At 74.1% G+C, this 19,937-nt stretch carries 16 protein-coding genes and 1 riboswitch; of the genes, 12 read left to right on the top strand and 4 right to left on the bottom strand.

What is annotated here, in order from left to right; genetic code table 11:
- Positions 1–132: 132 nt before the first annotated feature.
- A complete protein-coding gene (locus tag ACIG87_RS23620) occupies positions 133–1,695 on the top strand; it encodes a S1 family peptidase (RefSeq protein ID WP_396853254.1) in 1,563 nt (520 codons plus the stop codon).
- Between the two features lie 227 nt (positions 1,696–1,922).
- Here ACIG87_RS23620 and ACIG87_RS23615 read toward each other — a convergent pair whose 3' ends face one another.
- Entirely contained in the window at positions 1,923–3,530 is a 1,608-nt protein-coding gene (locus ACIG87_RS23615; RefSeq protein WP_396853253.1) for a YbjN domain-containing protein, read from the bottom strand.
- Positions 3,527–4,003 (bottom strand): YbjN domain-containing protein, encoded by a 477-nt coding sequence (locus ACIG87_RS23610; protein WP_396853251.1) that lies wholly within the window; start codon positions 4,001–4,003, stop codon positions 3,527–3,529. The genes ACIG87_RS23615 and ACIG87_RS23610 overlap by 4 nt, the downstream gene beginning before the upstream one ends.
- Before the next feature lie 113 nt (positions 4,004–4,116).
- Here ACIG87_RS23610 and ACIG87_RS23605 point away from each other — a divergent pair, with 113 nt between their 5' ends.
- Positions 4,117–6,588, top strand: coding sequence for a DNA translocase FtsK (locus tag ACIG87_RS23605; RefSeq protein ID WP_396853250.1), 2,472 nt, complete (start codon positions 4,117–4,119; stop codon positions 6,586–6,588).
- 140 nt (positions 6,589–6,728) lie between these two features.
- Here ACIG87_RS23605 and ACIG87_RS23600 read toward each other — a convergent pair whose 3' ends face one another.
- A complete protein-coding gene (locus ACIG87_RS23600) occupies positions 6,729–6,974 on the bottom strand; it encodes a hypothetical protein (RefSeq protein WP_396853248.1) in 246 nt (81 codons plus the stop codon).
- Between the two features lie 162 nt (positions 6,975–7,136).
- Here ACIG87_RS23600 and ACIG87_RS23595 point away from each other — a divergent pair, with 162 nt between their 5' ends.
- Positions 7,137–7,661: a DinB family protein gene (locus ACIG87_RS23595; RefSeq protein ID WP_396853247.1), complete on the top strand. Its 525-nt coding sequence runs from the start codon at positions 7,137–7,139 to the stop codon at positions 7,659–7,661.
- A 112-nt stretch (positions 7,662–7,773) separates the two neighbouring features.
- Here ACIG87_RS23595 and ACIG87_RS23590 read toward each other — a convergent pair whose 3' ends face one another.
- Complete coding sequence (locus ACIG87_RS23590) at positions 7,774–8,088, bottom strand: DMT family transporter (RefSeq protein WP_396853245.1); 315 nt, start codon at positions 8,086–8,088, stop codon at positions 7,774–7,776.
- Positions 8,089–8,144: 56 nt separating this feature from the next.
- Positions 8,145–8,211: riboswitch (guanidine-III (ykkC-III) riboswitch) on the bottom strand.
- A 90-nt stretch (positions 8,212–8,301) separates the two neighbouring features.
- Between ACIG87_RS23590 and ACIG87_RS23585 the strand changes: the two genes are divergently transcribed.
- The 9 genes from ACIG87_RS23585 to ACIG87_RS23545 all read left to right on the top strand — a co-directional run bounded on the left by ACIG87_RS23585 (position 8,302) and on the right by ACIG87_RS23545 (position 19,937).
- A complete protein-coding gene (locus ACIG87_RS23585) occupies positions 8,302–9,225 on the top strand; it encodes an ornithine cyclodeaminase family protein (protein WP_396853243.1) in 924 nt (307 codons plus the stop codon).
- 122 nt (positions 9,226–9,347) lie between these two features.
- The gene (rimO, locus tag ACIG87_RS23580) at positions 9,348–10,898 is read left to right on the top strand and encodes a 30S ribosomal protein S12 methylthiotransferase RimO (protein WP_396853242.1); all 1,551 of its coding nucleotides are present in this window, start codon (positions 9,348–9,350) and stop codon (positions 10,896–10,898) included.
- A gap of 77 nt (positions 10,899–10,975) precedes the next feature.
- Complete coding sequence (pgsA, locus tag ACIG87_RS23575; protein WP_396853373.1) at positions 10,976–11,563, top strand: CDP-diacylglycerol--glycerol-3-phosphate 3-phosphatidyltransferase; 588 nt, start codon at positions 10,976–10,978, stop codon at positions 11,561–11,563.
- A gap of 398 nt (positions 11,564–11,961) precedes the next feature.
- On the top strand, positions 11,962–15,090 hold the full coding sequence (locus tag ACIG87_RS23570; protein ID WP_396853241.1) for a hypothetical protein: 3,129 nt from the start codon (positions 11,962–11,964) through the stop codon (positions 15,088–15,090).
- Between the two features lie 263 nt (positions 15,091–15,353).
- The gene (locus tag ACIG87_RS23565) at positions 15,354–15,815 is read left to right on the top strand and encodes a hypothetical protein (protein ID WP_396853239.1); all 462 of its coding nucleotides are present in this window, start codon (positions 15,354–15,356) and stop codon (positions 15,813–15,815) included.
- Between the two features lie 43 nt (positions 15,816–15,858).
- Positions 15,859–17,985 (top strand): sensor histidine kinase, encoded by a 2,127-nt coding sequence (locus ACIG87_RS23560; protein ID WP_396853238.1) that lies wholly within the window; start codon positions 15,859–15,861, stop codon positions 17,983–17,985.
- Positions 17,982–18,647 (top strand): response regulator, encoded by a 666-nt coding sequence (locus ACIG87_RS23555; RefSeq protein WP_396853237.1) that lies wholly within the window; start codon positions 17,982–17,984, stop codon positions 18,645–18,647. The genes ACIG87_RS23560 and ACIG87_RS23555 overlap by 4 nt, the downstream gene beginning before the upstream one ends.
- 114 nt (positions 18,648–18,761) lie before the next feature.
- On the top strand, positions 18,762–19,337 hold the full coding sequence (locus ACIG87_RS23550; RefSeq protein ID WP_396853236.1) for a CinA family protein: 576 nt from the start codon (positions 18,762–18,764) through the stop codon (positions 19,335–19,337).
- 165 nt (positions 19,338–19,502) lie between these two features.
- A complete protein-coding gene (locus ACIG87_RS23545) occupies positions 19,503–19,937 on the top strand; it encodes a helix-turn-helix domain-containing protein (protein WP_396853235.1) in 435 nt (144 codons plus the stop codon).

Genomic DNA, 19,937 nt, shown 5'->3' with positions numbered 1-19,937 from the left:
GTACGGAGGTCGGGGGCGTGACCGGTCGGACACGATCCGTCGATAAGTGCGGATTTCCTCAACCGATCGGTGGCCGTCTCCGTACCTCCGTCCGGCAGGCGTACCCCGCGTCGGCCGGGAGGAGCATGGCGGATGGACCGCAGACGGATGACAGCGATCGGCGTCGTGCTGGCGGCGGCGGGACTGACGGCGGCGGTGACCCTGCCGTCGTTCGCCGGTGACCAGGGCGCGTCGGGCGCAGGTGGGACCGGGGCCAGGGTCACCGGCGGAGTCGCCCCCGAGGTGGTGGACGCGCTGAGCCGGGACCTGCGGCTCAGCCGGGACCAGGCGGTCCGGCGGCTGGCCGCCGAGCGACAGGCCACCAGCACGTTGACCCGGCTGCGGGCCGCCCTCGGCAACGACTACGGCGGCGCCTGGCTCAGCGACGACGGGACGACCCTCAACGTGGCGGTCGCCGACCCCGCCCAGGCGGACCGGGTCCGGGCCGCCGGTGCGGTGCCGAAGCAGGTGGACCGCGCGGTCGGGGAGTTGGACGCGGCGAAGAGCCGGCTCGACTCCGTGGGCCGGCAGGCGTCCCCGGACATCGCCGGCTGGTACGTCGACGTCGCCACCAACTCCGTGGTGGTGCTCGCCCAGCCGGGTGCCGAGGAGCGCACCCGTCGGTGGGCGGCGGGCAGCGGCGCCCCGGCCGAGGCGCTGCGGATCACCACCTCCCGTGAGCAGCCGCGTCCGCTGTTCGACCTGGTCGGTGGCGACCCGTTCTTCATCAACAACGCGGGTCGCTGCTCGATCGGCTTCTCCGTCGTGGGCGGGTTCGTCACCGCCGGGCACTGCGGTCAGGTCGGTGCCCGTACCACCGGTGCCAACCAGGCCCAGCAGGGCACCTTCGCGGCGTCGTCGTTCCCCGGCGACGACTGGGCGTTCGTCCGCACCAACGACCAGTGGACCCCGCAGGGCGTGGTGAACGACTTCAACGGCGGCGTGGTGCCGGTCAACGGCTCCACCGAGGTGCCGGCCGGCGCGTCGATCTGCCGCTCCGGCTCCACCACGGGCACCCGCTGCGGTGTGGTCCAGGCCAAGAACGCCACCGTGAACTATCCGGAGGGGACGGTCACCGGGCTGACCCGCACCGACGTCTGCGCCGAGCCGGGCGACTCCGGTGGCTCGTGGATCTCCGGCGACCAGGCGCAGGGCGTCACCTCCGGCGGCTCCGGTGACTGCACCGTCGGCGGCATCACCTTCTTCCAGCCGGTCAACGAGATCCTCCAGCGCAACAACCTGACCCTGGTGACCGCGAACGACGGCCAGCAGGAGGCGGAGCCGCAGACCGGCGCCACCCAGCCGCCGGCCGACGCCGGTGGGCAGGCCCCGCCGGCCGCCGGTGACACCGCCTGCGCCGGCGACGTGCGCCGGACCGGCACCGTCGCCGCCGGCCGCTCCCAGGCCCAGCCGGACGGCCGCTTCTACGTGGCCCAGGCCGGTGCGCAGAGCGCCTGCCTGGAGGCGACCGGGGACGGCCGGCTGGTGCTGGAACTCCAGCGCTTCAGCAACGGCACCTTCCGCACCGTCGCCCGCGCCAGCACCGTGGACGGCGTGGCGAAGCTGGCGGCGAACGGCGCGGCCGGCGCCTACCGCTACCGGGTCTCCGCGCTGAGCGGCGCCACCGGCTACACCCTGGCGTTCTCGGCGAACTGAGCCGAGGCCACCGGTACCGCGGCCCCCGACCCCCACCGCCCGGTGGTCGGGGGCCGCTCCACGTCCGGACCCCGGTCGCGCCGCCCGGTCGGCCGGATCGGCAGCCGCGGCACGACGCCGGGTCGGTAGCCCGGTCGCGCCGCCCGGTCGGCCGGATCGTTCCGGCAGCTCCGGGGCCGGCGGGGTAACGCCGTCGGCCGCGCCGGGCTCGGCCGGCGGCGGGTCGGTCAGGGCAGCGCGGCGACCGCCCCGGCGTACGCGACGCCGGTCGTGACCGCCGCGTCGACCAGGATGCCGAGCTGCGCCGGGGCCACCCCGTGCGCCAGGTCGGTGGTGACGTCGCCGGCCAGCACCAACTCGCCGCCGGGCAGCTCGTGCACGTACGCCTTCGGCAGCAGCCGGTCGTGGTTCCAGGCGTTGCAGAACTCGTACGCCTCGGTGAGTCGTCCCGCCGGCAGCCGCCGGGCCGCCACCACCCGGGCGTGCAGGATCTCCCCGTGCCGGCCCAGCAGGCGGAACTGGACGACCGCCTCGTCCCAGCGACCGACCACCACCCCACCGGCGTCCACCGCGTACACGTCACCCCGGGTGTCCAGCACGGCGGTGAGCAGCGCCAGGCTCAGCGGGGTCGGCTCCTCGGCCGAGGGCAGGAACGGTTCGTCGGCCGGATCGGTGACGCTCTCCTGCGCCGGCAGCGGCACCGGGTCGCCGACCGGCCGTTCGGCCAGCCAGGCGGCGATCCGGCCGGTGTGGTGGCCGGTGCCGTTGCGCGCGTCGAAGCTGCCCGCCAGCCCGTTGGCCTGTGCCAACAGGTCGGCGCCGAGGGCCGCCACGGCCAGCTCGGCGGCGGGCCGGTCGGCGTGCCCGGGGCGGCGCACCCGTCGATCGTCCCGCCCGGACTCGACGGCGAGCGCGCAGACCAGCGCCCCGGCGGCGGCGAACTCCATCGCCGACAGGTCGTCGTACGGGTGGTCCAGCCGGGGCAGCTGCTCGGCGAGGATGTCCAGCGCCCGATCCGGGTGCCCGGCCAGCGCGCAGAACCGCAGCTGCGCGGCCAGGTACGGGAACGCCGTCCGCTCGCGCCGGTGTCGCCGGTACGCCCGCAGGTGCGCCGCCCCGGCCTGCTCCGCCGCCCCGGCCCGCAGCCACGGCAGCAGCGCCACCGCGAGGGCCCGTTCCGGCTGGTCGGTGCAGTCGACCACGGCGTCGAGCGCGGGTCGCAGCGCGTCCAGCGCGGCCCGGTCGTCCCCCCAGCCGGCCAGCAGTTCGGCCCGACGGACCGGCAGGCAGCCGGGGCAGCCGGCCTCCGGGTCCGGGTCGGCGGTCGTCCAGCGGTCGTACCACTGGCGGGCTGTCGGCTCGTCGCCCTGGTGGTCGGCGAGCCGGCAGCGCAGCTGGGCGACCACCCCGGCGTCCTCGCCGACCCGCCGGGCCAGCGCGTCGAGGAGCGCCTGGGCCTGGTCCAGCCCGATCCGGGGGGTGCCGATCGCGGCTTCCACCGCGTGCCGCAGGTGCCGCCGCACCAGCTCCGCGTCGCCGGGGCGGGCGTCGAGCAGGTCGGGCGTCCGGTCCACGGCGGCCAGCAGGCGGCGTACCGGCTCGACTATCCGCCATCGCCCGCCGTGCCGCAGGTACGCCTCGACCAGCGCGAACCTGGCGTCCAGGGCGGAGTGCGGGTCGCCGAGCGCGTCGGCGCGGGCGGCGATCCGGTCGAGTTCGGCCAGCCGGGCCTCGCCGTCGGGCAGGTCCTCGGCGTCGGTGAGCGCAGCCGCCAGGCCGGGATCGCGGTGGGCAACGGCCGGTCTGCCCGCCCGGGGGCGGAACTCGGCGGTCATCCGGGCGTCCCGCCGGGCAGCAGGCCGACGGCGGCAGCGAGCTGACAGCCGGCGGTGATGCCGCAGTCGAGCAACTGGTCGAGCTGGTGCGGGGTGACCCCGCGTTCCAGGTCGGTGATCACCTCACCGCAGACCCGGGCCCGGCCGTCGTCGTCGACGTGCACGAACGCCTTGGGCCAGAGCTGGTCGTGGTTCCACGAGTTGCAGAAGGCGTAGAGCGGGGGCACGTGTTCGATGCCGAAGGTCGGTGCCGTCAGGGTGCGGACCTGGAGCAGCTCACCGAGGGTGCCCTGGCGGAGGAACCAGATCAGGCTGTCGTCCCACCGGCCGACGAGGTCGCCGTCGTCGTCGGCGACGACGTCGTACCCCCGGTTGCCCAGCACGGCGGCGACCAGGTCGGCGGTCAGCGGACGCAGGGCCTGCGGGTGACCCGCCAGAGGGTCCGGACGGTCCGCGAAAGCAGGCGACGCCATCGGGCATCCCTTCTGAGGCGAATAACACGTCTGCGGGCGTGGTCCGTGCTGCGACGCGCGGACACGACCCGGAAAAGCGGCGATCTGCCGGGCAACGCCGTTACGGTGACTCTATGGCGGGCCGTACCTCTCAGGCGAGCCGGCGACGCGGCGCGTCGCCGCGTGGCACCACGAACACTCGTGCCCGTCAGCCGGCGAAGAAGACCACCCGGGCGGCGCCCCGGCGGCGGCCGGCCGCCCGGCCCGCTCCGGCGGCGTACGTCGGTCGCGCCATCGGGGCACTGTGGATGGGGATGGCGCACGGGGTCGGCTGGGGGTTCCGGGCCGCCGGTCGACAGGCCGCCTCCGCCCGCGACCTGAACCCGGAACACCGCCGCGACGGCGCCGGCCTGCTGCTGTTCGGCCTGGCCATCCTCAGCGCGGTGGGTATCTGGTTCTCCGGCGCCGGTCCCCTCGGGGCGCGACTCGCCGACACCGTACGGCTCTTCCTGGGCGCGATCGCGGTGGTGGTGCCGGTGCTGTTGATGATCGGCGCCTGGCGGCTGATGCGTACCCCGGTGGATCCGGAGCACCGGGGGCGGGGCCTGGTCGGCTGGGGTTCCATGCTGGTCGCCACGGCGGCGATGCTGCACATCGGACAGAACCCGGTCGACCCGGTGCAGCGCGACTACGCCGGTGGCCTGGTCGGCGCCGGGGTCGGCGGGCTCCTGGAGCGGGCGATGACCGCCTGGGTGGCCATGCCGCTGCTGATCCTGCTGCTCGTCTTCGGTCTGCTGGTGGTGACCGCCACCCCGATCAACAAGATCCCGGAGCGACTCGGTCTGCTCACCGGCACGCTGGTCGCCCCGCCCGAGGCCCCCGCGGAGGAGGCGGCGGAGCCGACGGAGGCCGCCGGGAAGCCGGCCCGCCGCCGTCCGGCCCGCAAGGCCGCGCCACCGCCGCCCGACCCGGGCGACTTCGACGACGTCGGTCCGGAGGTCGACCTCCAGGAGACCATCGTGCTGCCGCGCCGGCCGTCGAGCCGGGTGCCCGCCAGCCGCAAGCCGGCGGAGCCGCCGGAGCACTCGGCTCCGCCCACCCGGGCCGAGCAGCTCGCGCTGACCGGGCTGGCCGGCGACTACACCCTGCCGCCGGCGAACATGCTCACCGGCGGTGCCGCCCCGAAGACCCGCAGCAAGGCCAACGACGAGGTGATCGCCGCGCTGACCGGCGTGTTCGACCAGTTCGGGGTGGACGCCGAGGTCACCGGCTTCACCCGGGGCCCGACCGTCACCCGGTACGAGGTCGAGCTGGGGCACGGCGTCAAGGTCGAGCGGATCACCCAGCTCTCCCGCAACATCGCGTACGCGGTGAAGTCGCCGGACGTCCGGATTCTGAGCCCCATCCCGGGCAAGAGCGCGGTCGGGGTGGAGATCCCCAACACCGACCCGGAGAACGTCGCTCTCGGTGACGTGCTGCGCTCGCGCGCCGCCACCAGCGACCACCACCCGATGGTGGTCGCCCTCGGCAAGGACATCGAGGGCGGCTTCGTGGTGGCCAACCTCGCGAAGATGCCGCACATCCTGATCGCGGGCGCCACCGGAGCCGGCAAGTCCAGTTGTCTCAATACGCTACTTATGTCCATTTTAACCCGGGCCACCCCGGACGAGGTGCGGCTGCTGCTGATCGACCCGAAGCGGGTCGAGATGACCGGCTACGAGGGCATCCCGCACCTGGTCACCCCGATCGTGACCAACCCCAAGAAGGCGGCCGACTCGCTGGAGTGGGTCGTCCGCGAGATGGACATGCGTTACGACGACCTCGCCGCCAACGGGGTCCGGCACGTCGACGACTTCAACCGCAAGGTGCGCAACGGCGAGATCAAGGCCCCGCCGGGCAGCGAGCGGGAGATGCGGCCGTACCCGTACCTGCTGGTGATCGTGGACGAGTTGGCCGACCTGATGATGGTCGCCCCGCGTGACGTGGAGGACTCGATCGTCCGGATCACCCAGCTCGCCCGCGCCGCCGGCATCCACCTGGTGCTGGCCACCCAACGGCCGAGCGTCGACGTGGTGACCGGCCTGATCAAGGCGAACGTGCCGTCCCGGCTGGCGTTCGCCACCTCGTCGCTGGCCGACTCCCGGGTCATCCTCGACCAGCCGGGCGCGGAGAAGCTGCTCGGCCGGGGCGACGGGCTGTTCCTGCCGATGGGCGCGTCGAAGCCGGTCCGCATCCAGGGCGCCTGGGTGACCGAGCGCGAGATCGCCGACGTGGTGAAGTTCTGCAAGGACCAGCGGGAGCCGGAGTTCCGTCCGGACGTGCTGGCCCCGGCGCAGGACAACAAGAAGAAGATCGACGAGGACATCGGCGACGACCTGGACCTGTTGGTGCAGGCGGTCGAGCTGGTGGTCACCTCGCAGTTCGGCTCGACCTCGATGCTCCAGCGCAAGCTGCGGGTCGGCTTCGCCAAGGCGGGTCGGCTGATGGACCTGATGGAGACCCGTGGGGTGGTCGGCCCGTCCGAGGGTTCCAAGGCCCGCGACGTGCTGGTCAAGCCGGACGAGCTGGAAGAGGTGCTGACCGGCCTGCGGGGCGACGTCGACTGAGCCGGCTCGCGCCGACCGGCATCGGTCCGGCCCGTTTCGGGACCGTTCCGGTATGGACGTCGCTGGGCGGCGGCCCGAGGGGTGGACGTGCGACGGGCCCGCCGGGATGCCGGCGGGCCCGTTCGCGGGGGAGCGTCAGGTCAGCTGTTGACCATGGCGCTGACGATCACGAGGCTGAGGATGATGGCGACGACGTTCGCCGCGGCGGCGTACCACCCCAGCGGCTTGTCGCCGAGCACCGCGCCGACGATGCCGAGCACCAGGCCGATGATGCCGAAGATGACCGGGGCGATCAGCAACGCGACGACGGCGAAGACGAACGCCAGGATGGTGCAGATCCGGGCGGCGTTGGTGCGCGGGCGAGCGGTGACGTGGGTGTCGGCCATGACGTCCTCCGTGATCGAGAGCCTGAGTGCTGCGGTTGGCCGATCACTACCCACAGGGGACGAGAACTACGCACCGGGCGGCAACATCCCACCGGGCCCGCTCCGGTGACAGGGTGAGAAACCCGATCGCCCCGGGACATGCCGGTGTGGCACGGTCACCCGATGCCGGTATCCCGCCGTGACCTGCTCCGTTGGCAGTTCGACCTGACCTGGTCCCTGTTCGAGTACCACCTGGAACGCCTGGAGCCGGCGGACCTCCTCTGGGAACCCGTGACGCATTGCTGGACAGTGCGCCCGGATGCCGACGGCGGGTGGGTGCCGGACTGGGCGGATGTCGAGCCCGAACCGATCCCCGTCCCGACGATCGGGTGGATCACCTGGCACATCGGTTGGTGGTGGACGGTCGCCGTCGACCATGCCCGGGGGCGCACGCCACGGGAGCGTACCGAGATCGGCTGGCCCGGTGACGGCGACCAGACGGTGGCCTGGCTTGGTGGCCTCCGTACCGAATGGTTGGCGGTGCTCGACCAGCTCAGCGACGCCGACCTCGACGCGACCGCGCCGTTCCCCTGGCGGGACGACCCTGCACACACCGTCGCCCACACGATCGCTTGGGTGAACGCCGAGCTGATGAAGAACGTCGCCGAGGTCGGCCAACTCCGGTTGCTGCGGCACGCGCGCGGATAGCCTGCCCAGGCCCGTCGCCCGGTGCCCAGGGTGGTCCTGTCAGCGCTCAGCCGGGCGCATCAGGTCGGCTCGGTGGCAGCGCGGGTCGGCCTGGCAGCGCCCGTGGGTCGGTTCAGTGGAAGAGTTTGAGGCCGACCACGCCGGCCACCACCAGCAGCAGGCTGAGCAGCCGGGGCAGGCTCGCCGACTCACCCAGCGCGACCATGCCGACAAGTGCGGTGCCGACCGCCCCGATGCCGACCCAGACCGCGTACCCGGTGCCGACGGGGATGTCGCGTAGGGCGTACGCCAGGCCCAGCATGCTGGCGATCAGGGTGACCGCGAAGACGATCGAGGGCAGTGGCCGGGTGAACCCGGCGCTGCGGTCGAGGGAGACCGCCCACGCGGTCTCCAGCAGTCCGGAGAGCACCAGCACGATCCAGGCCATCGTTCACCTCGGGGTGGTCGGTCCCGGGCCGGTCGGCCGGGGACGAGTCGGGTCGTCACGGGGCGTCTTGGCCTGACCGGGTACGCCCACGACTCGTCCGGGGTGGCCACGCGGGCCACCACCGCCGACGCTAGCACCGCCCGGGAGCAGGTCGGGGTGATCCTGCCCACCAGAGCTTGAGCTGAAGTCAGCTTCAGGTCGCAGTATGACGACATGACGCTGCTCTTCACCGACCGGCAGGTCGCCGCCGCCCTGGACGCGCCGACCACCGTCGCGGCGATGCGGGACGCGCTGCTGGCCGCCCACGCCGGCCGGCTCGTCGCCCCACCCCGGGCGTCCGCCCCGCTCGACGGTGGGCGGATGGTGCTCACCGCCGGTCAGCTCACCGACGAGTGGTACGGCTTCCGCTCCTACGACACCCTCGGCCACCCGGCCGGCGAGCAGCTGGTGGTGCTGCACGACGCCCGGACCGGGGCGGTCCGGGCGATCGCCGTCGGTGCCGAGCTGGGCTCCCGGCGGACCGGCGGGCTGGGCGGGGTGGCGGTCGACGCCCTGGCCCGCCCGGACGCCACCACCCTGGGCGTGATCGGCTCGGGCGGGCAGGCGTGGACCCAGGTCTGGGCGACCGCCGCCGTCCGGCCACTGCGCGAGGTGACCGTGCACAGTCGTTCGGCGGCCCGCCGGGAGACGTTCGCCGCCCGGGTCCGCGCCGAGCTGGGGGTGCCGGCCCGCGCCGTCGGCTCGGCCCCCGAGGCGGTCCGCGACCGGGACGTGGTGGTGCTCGCGACCACCAGCGGCACCCCGGTGCTGGACGCCGCCGACCTCGCCCCGGGCACCCATGTCAACGCCATCGGCTTCAAGCAGGTCCACCGGCACGAGTTCGACACCGACCTGCTCGACGCCGCCGACCTGCTGGTCACCGACTCGCCGGCCCAGGCGGCGACGTACGACCCGCCGCTGTTGACCGCCGTCGGGCCGTACCCGGGGAGGTTGCGGGACCTGGGGGCGGTGCTGGCCGGCGCGGCACCCGGGCGGACCGGCGCGGAGCAGATCTCGGTGTTCTGCTCCACCGGCCTGTCCGGCACCGAGGTCGCCCTGTTGGACCGGCTGGTCCGGGTGGGTGTGGCGGCGGTCTGACCGCCGCCCGCCGCCCGCCGGGACGGCCCGGGGACGGCGGCCGGGACGGCCGGGGAAGGGTGAACCGGCCGACACCGTAGGCCGCCGTTGGTCGGGCCCGCCGTATCGCCCGGTACCCTCGGATGGTGTCTGCCACCCCCACCCCCGACAACGCCGGTTCGGCGCGTCCGACGCCGCTCCGCGACCCGGAACAGCCGCCCGCCGACGGCCGCCGGGTCGCCCTGCTGACCCTGGGCTGCGCCCGCAACGAGGTCGACTCGGAGGAGTTGGCCGCCCGGCTGCACGCCGACGGCTGGCAGGTGACCACCGACGGTGAGGGCGCCGACGTGGTGGTCGTCAACACCTGCGGTTTCGTGGAGAAGGCCAAGCAGGACTCGATCCAGACCCTGCTCGCCGCCGCCGACACCGGCGCCAAGGTGGTCGCCGCCGGTTGCATGGCCGAGCGGTACGGGCGGGAGCTGGCCGACAGCCTCCCCGAGGCGCAGGCGGTGCTCAGCTTCGACGACTACCCGGACATCGCCGCCCGACTGGGCGCGGTGCTGGCCGGTGAGACGGTCGACGCGCACACCCCCCGCGACCGACGCGAACTGCTCCCGCTCACCCCGGTCAACCGGCGGGCGGCGGCGGTGTCGCTGCCCGGCCACGGCACCCCGACCCGGGTGACGGTGGAGACCGACGCGCACACCCCGGCGCACCTGCGGCAGGTGTTGCGTCGCCGGCTCGACACCGGCCCGGTGGCCTCGCTGAAGCTGGCCAGCGGCTGCGACCGGCGGTGCGCGTTCTGCGCCATCCCCGCGTTCCGGGGCGCGTTCGTCTCGCGTACCCCCGACGAGCTGCTCGCCGAGGCGGAGTGGCTGGCCAAGACCGGCGTCCGCGAGCTGGTGCTGGTCAGCGAGAACTCCACCTCGTACGGCAAGGACCTGGGTGACCCGCGGGCGCTGGAGAAGCTGCTGCCGCAGCTCGCCGCGATCGACGGCATCGTCCGGGTGCGGGCCAGCTACCTCCAGCCCGCCGAGACCCGCCCCGGCCTGGTCGAGGCGATCGCCACCACCCCGGGCGTCGCGCCCTACTTCGACCTGTCGTTCCAGCACTCCAGCGAGCCGGTGCTGCGCCGGATGCGCCGGTTCGGTTCCACCGACCGGTTCCTGGAGCTGCTGGCCAGCGCCCGCACCCTGGCCCCGGAGGCGGGCGCGCGGAGCAACTTCATCGTCGGCTTCCCGGGGGAGACCCGGCAGGACGTGGCCGAGCTGGTCCGGTTCCTGACCGAGGCGCGGCTCGACGCGATCGGCGTGTTCGACTACAGCGACGAGGACGGCACCGAGGCCGCCGGCCTGCCCGGCAAGCTCTCCGCCGCCACCGTCAAGCGCCGGTACGACCGGCTCGCCGCGCTCGCCGACGAGCTGTGCTCGCAGCGGGCCGAGGAGCGGCTCGGCAGCACGGTCGAGGTGCTGGTGGACACGGTCGACGACGGCGTGGTGGAGGGCCGGGCGGCGCACCAGGCCCCCGAGGTCGACGGCTCGACCACCCTGGTCGCCCCGGTCGGCGGCGGGGTCGACCTGACCGCGTTGCGCCCCGGCGACCTGGTCCGGGCGACGGTCACTGCGACGGAGGGCGTCGACCTGGTGGCGGTGCCGGATGAGATGATCTCGGCGGCGCCCGGCGCGGAACGGTGACGGTGGGCCCGGACGGAGCGGGGGAGCCAGGTGGGGCGGTGCCAGGTACGCCACGGCGGCCCGAGCGGGGCGCGGCGGTGACCGGGGCGGCGGAGTCCGCGCCGCCGGTCCGCCGGGTGCCGGTGCTCAACGCGGCGAACGGGCTGACCCTGCTGCGGCTGGTGCTGGTGCCCGTCTTCGCGGCCTCGGTGATCACCTCGGGGATGACCCACGCCGGGTGGCGGATCGCCGCCTGCCTGATCTTCGCGTTCGCCTCGATGACCGACCTGCTGGACGGTTGGATCGCCCGCCGGTTCGGGCTGGTCACCTCGGTCGGCAAGGTGGCCGACCCGATCGCCGACAAGGCGCTCACCGGCGCGGCCCTGGTGCTGCTCTCCGTCTACGACCGGCTGTCCTGGTGGGTGACGGCGCTGATCCTCGTCCGGGAGCTGGGCATCACCGGGCTGCGGTTCTGGGTGATCCGGCACGGCGTGATCGCCGCCAGCCGGGGCGGCAAGCTCAAGACGACGCTCCAGATCCTGGCCATCGCCTGGTACCTCTGGCCGATGCCGGCCGCCCTCGCCGCCGTCGGCCCCTGGATCATGGCCGCCGCCGTGGTGGTCACCGTGGTCACCGGCTTCGACTACATCGTCCAGGCGGTCCGCCTGCGCCGCCCCCGCCCCTGACCGGGCGGCTTCGGCCGGTACCGGACGGGCCGATCCTCGGCCTGCGCCGGGCCCTGCCCCGGTCGGCCTCGCCGCCCACCGCCGCTACTTCACCCGGGACCGGACCGCCCTGACCCTGGCGCACCCCCTGGGCCCACCCGCCCTCCCGGCGTCGGAGTCCCGCGCCGACGGGACGGCTGTCACTGCCGGACGGGACGGTCCGACCCACAGAGTCGACACCGCACCGACCCCTGCGGTCCGGTGCGGTGTCGGCCCGGTCGGGTCGACGCCCGGCGACAGCGGGCGGGTTGCGCCCGGTGGCGGGAGGAGCAGCGGTGGGGACAGCGACGAGACGTGCCGGGGGCCGGGGTCGGTCCCGGGGCGGCGGATGGAACGCCCGACGGTGGTGTGCGACCGGAGTGGCCGTGGTACTGGCGGTCACCATGCACCAGACGCCGGCCCGCGCCACCGACCCGGTGGCGTACGACGAGCAGGCGGTGCACGGGGCGCTCTTCGCAGCGGTGGTGCAGCTGCGCGACGCCGGGGCGGTCGGCCTGAAGGACGCCCTGCTCACCGCCGAGCTGCTGGACTGGCGTGCCGCCCACCCGGCCGCCGATGCCGGGCAGCTGACCGCGCATGTGGTCGCCACCCGGGCGGTCGCCGACGCGGCGGTGCCCGACGCCCGCAGTGAGGACCGGTCCCGGTTCGCCGTGGCGACGGCGGTGCTGGCCCGGCTCGGCGAGTCCACCAGCGCGGTGACCACCGGCCCGGCGGTACGCGCCTTCCTGACCAGCACGGTCGGCGCGGAGGGCGCCAACGTGGTGCCGGACGCGTTGAACCTGGTCCGCGGCGGATACCAGGACGCGGCGTGGAACACCCGTTCCCGGGAGCTGGTCCAGGAGACCTGGCGGGAGCTGCACCGCCGGGCCGCCACCGACGACACCCTGGCCACCGGCTGGGACGCCGCCTTCGGCGAGCGCACCCACACCGCGGCGCGTACCCCGGTCGACACGCTGTTGGCCGTCAAGATCCACAATCCGCGCGTCGACAGCAACGGTAACGTCAGCAACCCCGGGACCGTCGGCTACTACGTGCCGCTGGCCGCGATCCGCGACGCGCGCGGCGACCAGGCCGCCTACCGGGCGCTGGTGCAGGAGCGGGCGTACGCCACGCTGAAGGTGCTCGACGCCGACGGCAACGACCGGCTCACCGAGGTGATCGACTTCTCCACCAGCTACCCGCTCAACCAGGACCCGAAGCCGAGCGACCCGGTGGTCACCGCCGAAAAGGCGAAGACCGAGGCGAACCAGATGATATTCGAGGGGCTCGGGTCCACCGTCTCGGTGCTCTCCACCCTGGTCGGCTTCGCCGACAAGAAGTTCGGCAAGCAGTTGGAGACGATCGGCAGGGCCGTGGTGACCTCGGTGACCGCGATCAACACGTACGTGACGACGGTGCTCGGGCAGGGCCTGACCATGGCCGCGACGGCGATGGGCACGGCGGTGCTGACCGGCAACCTGCTCGGCGCGGCGGTCAGCCTGATCGGCCTCTTCGCCGGCGGCGGTGACCCGAACGCCGCCATCCAGGCGGAGATCGGCAAGCTGCGTCAGCAGATCGACCGGCTGGCCAGGGGGATGGACAAGCGGTTCGACCGGATCGAGTCGGCGCTCAAGGAGATGTACACCGGGCTGGTCGCCCAGCTCGACGCGCTCACCAAGGCGATCGACGAGGTGCGCGCCAACCTCGGCCGGATCGCCACCCAGTTGCAGACCATCGAGCGCAAGGTCGACTCGATGGCGCTCGCCACCCACGTGGCCCTGGAGAACATCGCCAAGAGCCAGCTCAACTCGGTGATCACCACGTACGTGCACCACAAGGAGATCACCGGGCAGCCGATCACGGACTACCTCGGCACGTACTACCCGAAGGCCGAGTCACCGACCTTCGGCTTCGCCACGGTCGACGCGGCAGCCGAGGGCACCTTCACCGTTCCCGCCGGCACCAGCCTGACCGACCCGGTCAGCGTGCTCGACACCCACCTGCCGGCGGGCTCGATCAACTATCTCGCACAGTGGGCCCGCAACCGGGTCGGCGGCGACTGGACCACCGGCCCGGTCGCCAACGCCGCCGCCTGGGCCACCGCCGCCCGGGTCTACAACATTCTGCAGCTGGAGAACCCGCAGTTCGCCGGCCAGGTCGCCGCCGGGCGGGGCGAGGCCGTCGCCGAGGTCGGGCGGAACATCAACGAGCGGGTCCGCCAGTTCAGCCGGCCGGCCGCCGACGGCAGCACCAACGCGCTGTTCACCGCCCTGATGGCCGACTACCGTACGGCGGTCGCCGGGTGGAACGCCCAGGTGGAGAACGTCCGCCGGGCGGTGGTCTGGAACGGCAGTGACGCCCTGCCGGTGCACGACATGTGGGGCAGCCCGGACCAGGAGCTCCCGGAGGCGAACCGGATTCCCGAGTCCGACGCGATCACGGGGTGCTCGGCGAGCCGGGTCAGCCGGCCGGTGCCGTCGACCGTGCGCCGCAGCAACCTGCCGAACCCCTTCCACCTGACCCACCACGCCATGCCGCCGGGCCACGCGCCGACCTTCTCCACCTGCTACGACGCCAATTTCGTCAACGTCGAGCAGCACGAGGGGCCCCGGTTCGAGACCACCACCGGCGACCTCCAGATCACCCTGCGGTCGCGGGTGAAGTGGCCGAACGGGCAGTGGCAGGAGGTGCAGACCGCCACCCGGACGTTCCCGATCGGCACGTTCTGCTCGTGGGACGTCCGCTCGCCCACCCCGCAGGGCTACTGCTACGACGAGAACAAGTACCTCACCGACCGGTGGGCCGGGACGTACCGGCCGGCGTTCGAGTCGGCGGCGATCCCGGTCGACGCCAACCAGACGGCGACCGCCCGCAGCAAGGCCGGCGCGATGCTGTCCGGCCGGCAGAAGTACTTCTACCGGGTGATGCGGGCCGGCACCGGCCCGACCGCGCCGAGCAGCGACACCTGGGAGGTGTCCCGGGTGCTCTGGCAGAAGGGCAAGGCGGTCTCCGACGCGCTGCGGCTGTTGCAGGCGTACACCGAACTCGGTTGGGGCACCGCGCTGGAGCTCGACGACAGCCTGAGCGGCCTGCTCTTCGGCGGCAACGGCCTGCCCGCCGACTACGCCCGCCCGCGCAGCGACGCCGACCAGTCGGCCCACCAGCACCTGCGCAACGCGATGACGCAGGCGGTGGTCAACTACGCCGACTGCGTCCAGGGGTTCGACTGGGATCCGTGCACCGGGGACCGCTCGGGCTTCGACCCGCTGCGCGACCAGGGCCAGTACGGCGCAGGCTGCGCGCAGGCCACCGTGCCGGACAAGCCGCGTGACCCGCTCAGCGCCTGCCTGGCCAGCGCGGCCTTCGTCCGGGTCGGGCAGCTCGGGCAACGGTACGACCACTGGTCGTCCCGGGTGCGCTCCGGTGGGTACGCCGAGGGGCTGCCCGAGGTGACCGCGACGACCGACATGACCCGGGCGACCACCACCAACCTCCACCCCGCACCCTGATCCAGGGTGGGGCCCCTTCCTCGCCCGAGGCGGAGAAGGGGCCCCGCCCGACATTCCGCGGTGCCGGCCGATCGATCCCGCCGGCCCGGGACATCCGACCCGGGTCGGCGGGACAGTCCGCGGGCGACGATGGCTCGGCCGTTCGCCGACGACCGCCGGTCCTCCCGGCGGTGCCACTGTGGACGGTCCACCACCTACGCTGCGGCGGACGGGTGCCGGGGAGCCGGTCCCGCCGTGCGCGCACCGGCATCCGAGGAGTGATCATGACCCTGAGCGCTGGCGACGACCGACGGATTCTGCTGATCGCCACCAACGACACGTTCTGCCACGTCTACCAGAACCTCGCCGAACTGCTGGCGACCGTCGATCACGACGAGAAGCTCGCCGGCGCCGTCGAGTTCTTCGACGCCACCGGTCGCCGGCTGCACCCGGTCTTCGCCGCCGGCTGGCGGCTGGAGGCGCTCGACGCCGGTGCCGCACCGGCGCAACCGCAGGCGGTCCGGCAACGGCTGACGGCGGTCGTCGCACACGTGGCGCAGTACGCCCGCAGCCACCCGGACGTGCTCGCCCGGTCCCGGATCTCGCTGGAGCAGGCCTTGGCCGAGCTGCCCCGCCTCGACGGCCCGGAGCTGGCCCGCGACCTCGACGCCCTGCCGGAACACCTCGAGCACGACAGCGGCAACTGGCTGCACAACCTCGCGCACTCCGCCGGCTGGGCGGACTGAACCACCCGACACCCACGACCGACGACCACCCGGAGGGCCTGCCGTGCCGTCGACCACCGGACCACTGTCCGCCCCCCGTCGGGTCCTGGCGGCGGTGGGCCTGGTCGTCGCCGTGCTCGTCCTGATCGGGCAGTGGCGTGACCCGTACCCGGCGTCGGCCGGGCCGGCGGCGTTGACCGGCGCGATCGCGATCTCGTTCACCGCGCTCGGCGGTCTGGTGCTCGCCGGGGTGCCCCGCCACCCGGTCGGTCGGCTGATGGTGGCGGCCGGTCTCGTCGCGGGTGTGGCGGTGCTGGCGCTGAGCTGGTGGACGGTCACCCCGTTGGCCTGGTTGAGCCAGTGGCTCTGGTGGCCGCCGTACGGCCTGATCTTCCTGGCCCTGCTGGTCTTCCCGGACGGCCGGCTGCCCGGCCGGCGGTGGCGTCCGGTCGCCGTCGGGCTGGTGGTCACGACCGGGGTGGCGGCCGTCGCGCTGGCGGTGGCCGCGACCAGCGACCCCCGGGGCCTGCTGTTGTCCGCCACGCCGGCCGCCGACCCGACCGCGCGGCTGCTGGTCCGGGTCGCGCTGTTGACCATCGCGGTCGAAGTGCTGCTGGTGGCCGCCGTGCTGGTGTCGCTGGCCCGGCGTTGGCGGCGGGCCGCCGGCGAGGCCCGCCAGCAACTGGCCTGCCTGCTGGCCGCCGGTGCGCTGTTCCTGCTCGGTCTCCTGCTGGACTGGCTCAACCTCTCCGGCTCGTGGCTGCTGATGGTGATCGCGATTCCGGGTGCGATGACCCTGGCGGTGCTCCGCTACCGGCTATACGGGCTGGAACAGGTGATCAACCGGTCCCTGGTCTGGCTGGTGATGAGCCTGTTGGTGATCGCCGCCTTCGTCGGGGCGGTCGCGCTGCTGCGGGACCTCGTGCTGCGCGGGAACACCTCGAACGCCTCCCTGGTGGCGACCGGCCTGATCGCGGTGACCTTCGAACCGCTGCGGCACCGGGTGCAGCGCGGGGTCAACCGGCTGCTCTACGGCGACCGCGACGAGCCGTACGCGGTGCTGGCCCGCCTCGGTGACCTGTTGGAGCGGACGGTGCAGCCGCAGGCGGTGCTGCCGCTGCTCACCGGCACCATCGCCCGCTCGCTCCAGGTGCCGTACGTGGCGGTGGAGCTCGGTGGGGACGACGCCGACGACGGGCCGCCCCGGCCGGTGCACGCCGCGCACGGCCAGGCCACCACCTCGGTGGAGAGGTTCGACATGGTGACCCACGGCGAGCGGGTCGGCCGGCTGGTGGTGGCCCACCGGGCGCCCGGCACCCGGTTCACCTCGGTCGAGCGACGACTGCTCAGCGACGTGGCGCTGCACGCCTCGGTGGCCGCCGCGACCGCCCGGCTGATCCGCGACCTGCGCGACTCGCGGGAGCGGCTGGTCACGGCGCGGGAGGAGGAGCGCCGCCGGCTGCGCCGGGACCTGCACGACGGTCTCGGTCCCACCTTCGCCGGGATGTCCATGCAGGTACGCGCGGCCCGCAAGCTGGCCGCCGCCGACCAGGACCGGTTGGTCCGCATCCTCGACGGGCTCGCCGACGACCTGCTCACCTGCACCGGGGAGGTGCGTCAGCTGGTCGACCAGCTGCGTCCGGCGGCCCTGGACCGGGGGCTGGAGTCGGCGCTGCGTTCGGAGTGCCAGCGCTTCGACGGCCCGAACCTGACGGTCCTGCTGAGCGCGGAGGACGAACTGCACCGGTTGCCGGCCGCCGTCGAGGTGGCGGCGTACCGGATCGTCGGCGAGGCGCTGGCCAACGCGGCCCGGCACGCCGGGGCGACCCGCTGCGACGTGGTGGTGCGCCGGGGGCGGGCGCTGGTCGTGGAGGTGTCCGACGACGGCACCGGAATCGTCGCCCGCCGACCCGGTGGGGTCGGCCTGGACTCGATCCGGGAACGCGCCGCCGAGCTGGGTGGCGACTGCGAGATCGTCGACCGCTCGCCGCACGGCACCCTGGTCCGGGTCCGGCTCCCCCTCCCGCCGCCCGGCGACGCGTCGGTCCCGCCGGCTGCCGGCGACGCGCCGGTCCTGCCGGCCGACGACGCGCCGGCGCTGTCGGGTGACGACACGCCGGTCCGGCTGTCGCCGGACGGTCCGGTCGGCCGGGAGGATGGCGGCGTGGCACAGGAACGGGCGGGGCGGTGAGCGCCGCCGGGGCGACGTCGGGGCGGTTCCGGGTGCTGATCGTGGACGACCACCCGGTGGTCCGTCGGGGGCTGCGGACCATGCTGGAGGGGGAGACCTGGGTCGACGGCGTCGTGGAGGCCGCCACCTGCGCCGAGGCGATCGGCATCGCGTCGACCGAGCCGGTGGGGGTGGTCGCGATGGACGTGGCGCTGCCGGACGGCGACGGCGTGGAGGCGACCCGGCGGATCGTGCAGGCCCGACCGGAGATCCGGGTGCTGATGGTGACCATGGCCGACGACGAGGACGTGGTCAGCCGGTCGCTGCGGGCCGGCGCCCAGGGCTACGTGCTCAAGGACACCGACCCGGACGTGATCGTCGACGCGTTGCGCACGGTGGCCGGCGGCGGGCTCGTCCTCGGCCCCCGGGTCGGCCCGCAGGTGCTGACCAGCCTGCGCCGTCAGCCGGTCGAGCTGCCGCCCCCGTTCGACCGGCTCACCCCACGGGAGCGGGACATCCTGCGGCGGTTGGCCGCCGGTGACACCAACGCCCGGATCGCCCGGCACTTCGGGCTCAGCGAGAAGACGGTGCGCAACCAGCTCTCGGCCGTCTTCGCCAAGCTCGGCGTCGCCGACCGGGTCCAGGCCGCCCTGCTCGCCCGGGACGCCGGTCTGACGGCCTGACCTTGCCCATCGAGCCGGCTGATCCGCCCACCGACGCGGATCGCCCGGTGCCGGACACCGGTGATCGGGCGGGACAGAATGGGTGGTGGGGTGACACCGGGGAAGGAGGGCGGCATGGGGACCGACGCGAGGCACGAGCGGCCGGTGGGCAGCCCGGCGGCGGGCGTGGTGCACAGCCTGCACGAGCGCCGGCAGACCCTGGCCACCGTCGAGTCCCTGACCGGTGGGCTGCTCGCCGCCGCGCTCGTGGAGATCGCCGGGGTCAGCGCCGTCTACCGGGGCGGACTGGTGACCTACGCCACGGAACTGAAGGCGCGGCTGGCCGACGTACCCGAGGAACTGCTGGCCGAACGCGGACCGGTCGATCCGGACGTGGCCGTCGCCCTCGCCGAGGGCGGCCGGCGGCGCTGCGACGCCGACTGGGGGTTGGCCACCACCGGGGTGGCCGGTCCCGAGCCGCAGGACGGCAGACCTGTCGGTCTGGTCTATGTCGCGGTGGCCGGACCGGGTGGCCCGGTCGTCCGTCGATTCGACCTCGACGGGGGCCGGGACCACATCCGGGCGGCCACCGTGATCGAGGCGTTACGCCTGCTCGCGGCACGGATTCACCTAGCCTTCCCGGAGGCCGGACCGGGCTTGCCCCCGGGGTCTGCGGCCGGTGTCCCCCCGGCCGGCACGGGCCGGCGGTGACCGGCCTTGTCCAGATCCGACAGGCGGGGTGGGATGTCGCCGGGCCGACCAACGGGTACGGTTGCGGGAAGGCTCCGACGTACGGCGTCGGCGGCGGCGCGGTGGACCGCGTCCGGCGCGGGCGTTCATCCGCCCGGAGAGTGAATCCCGTCAGGGGGAGGTGCGATGGTCCTGCTACGCCGGGTGATCGGTGACGCACTTCGCGCGCGCCGCCAGGGTCAGCACCGCACCCTGCGCGAGGTCTCCACCGCCGCCAACGTCAGCCTCGGCTACCTGTCCGAGATCGAGCGCGGTCAGAAGGAACCCTCGAGCGAGCTGCTGGCCGCCATCTGCGACGCGCTCGGCGCCCGCCTGTCCGAGTTGCTGCGCGAGGTGAGCGACACCGTCGCGCTCGCCGAGCAGTTGCCGGGCGTGCTCATGCCGGTGCAGGACGAGCCGGCCACCGCCGGCACCGTCCGCAAGGCCACCGGCCGGGGTGTGCGCCAGGTCACCACCGATGGGGCGGTCGCCGTCTCGGTCCGCCAGGACTCCCCACTCAAGGCCACCCTGCGGAGCGCCCGGGTCCGTCCCACCGACCGCGACGTGGTCTGCGCCGCCTGA

It is taken from the genome of Micromonospora sp. NPDC051925 (genome assembly GCF_044548625.1).
GTDB lineage: Bacteria > Actinomycetota > Actinomycetes > Mycobacteriales > Micromonosporaceae > Micromonospora.
This window is presented reverse-complemented; position numbering and strand designations above follow the sequence as displayed.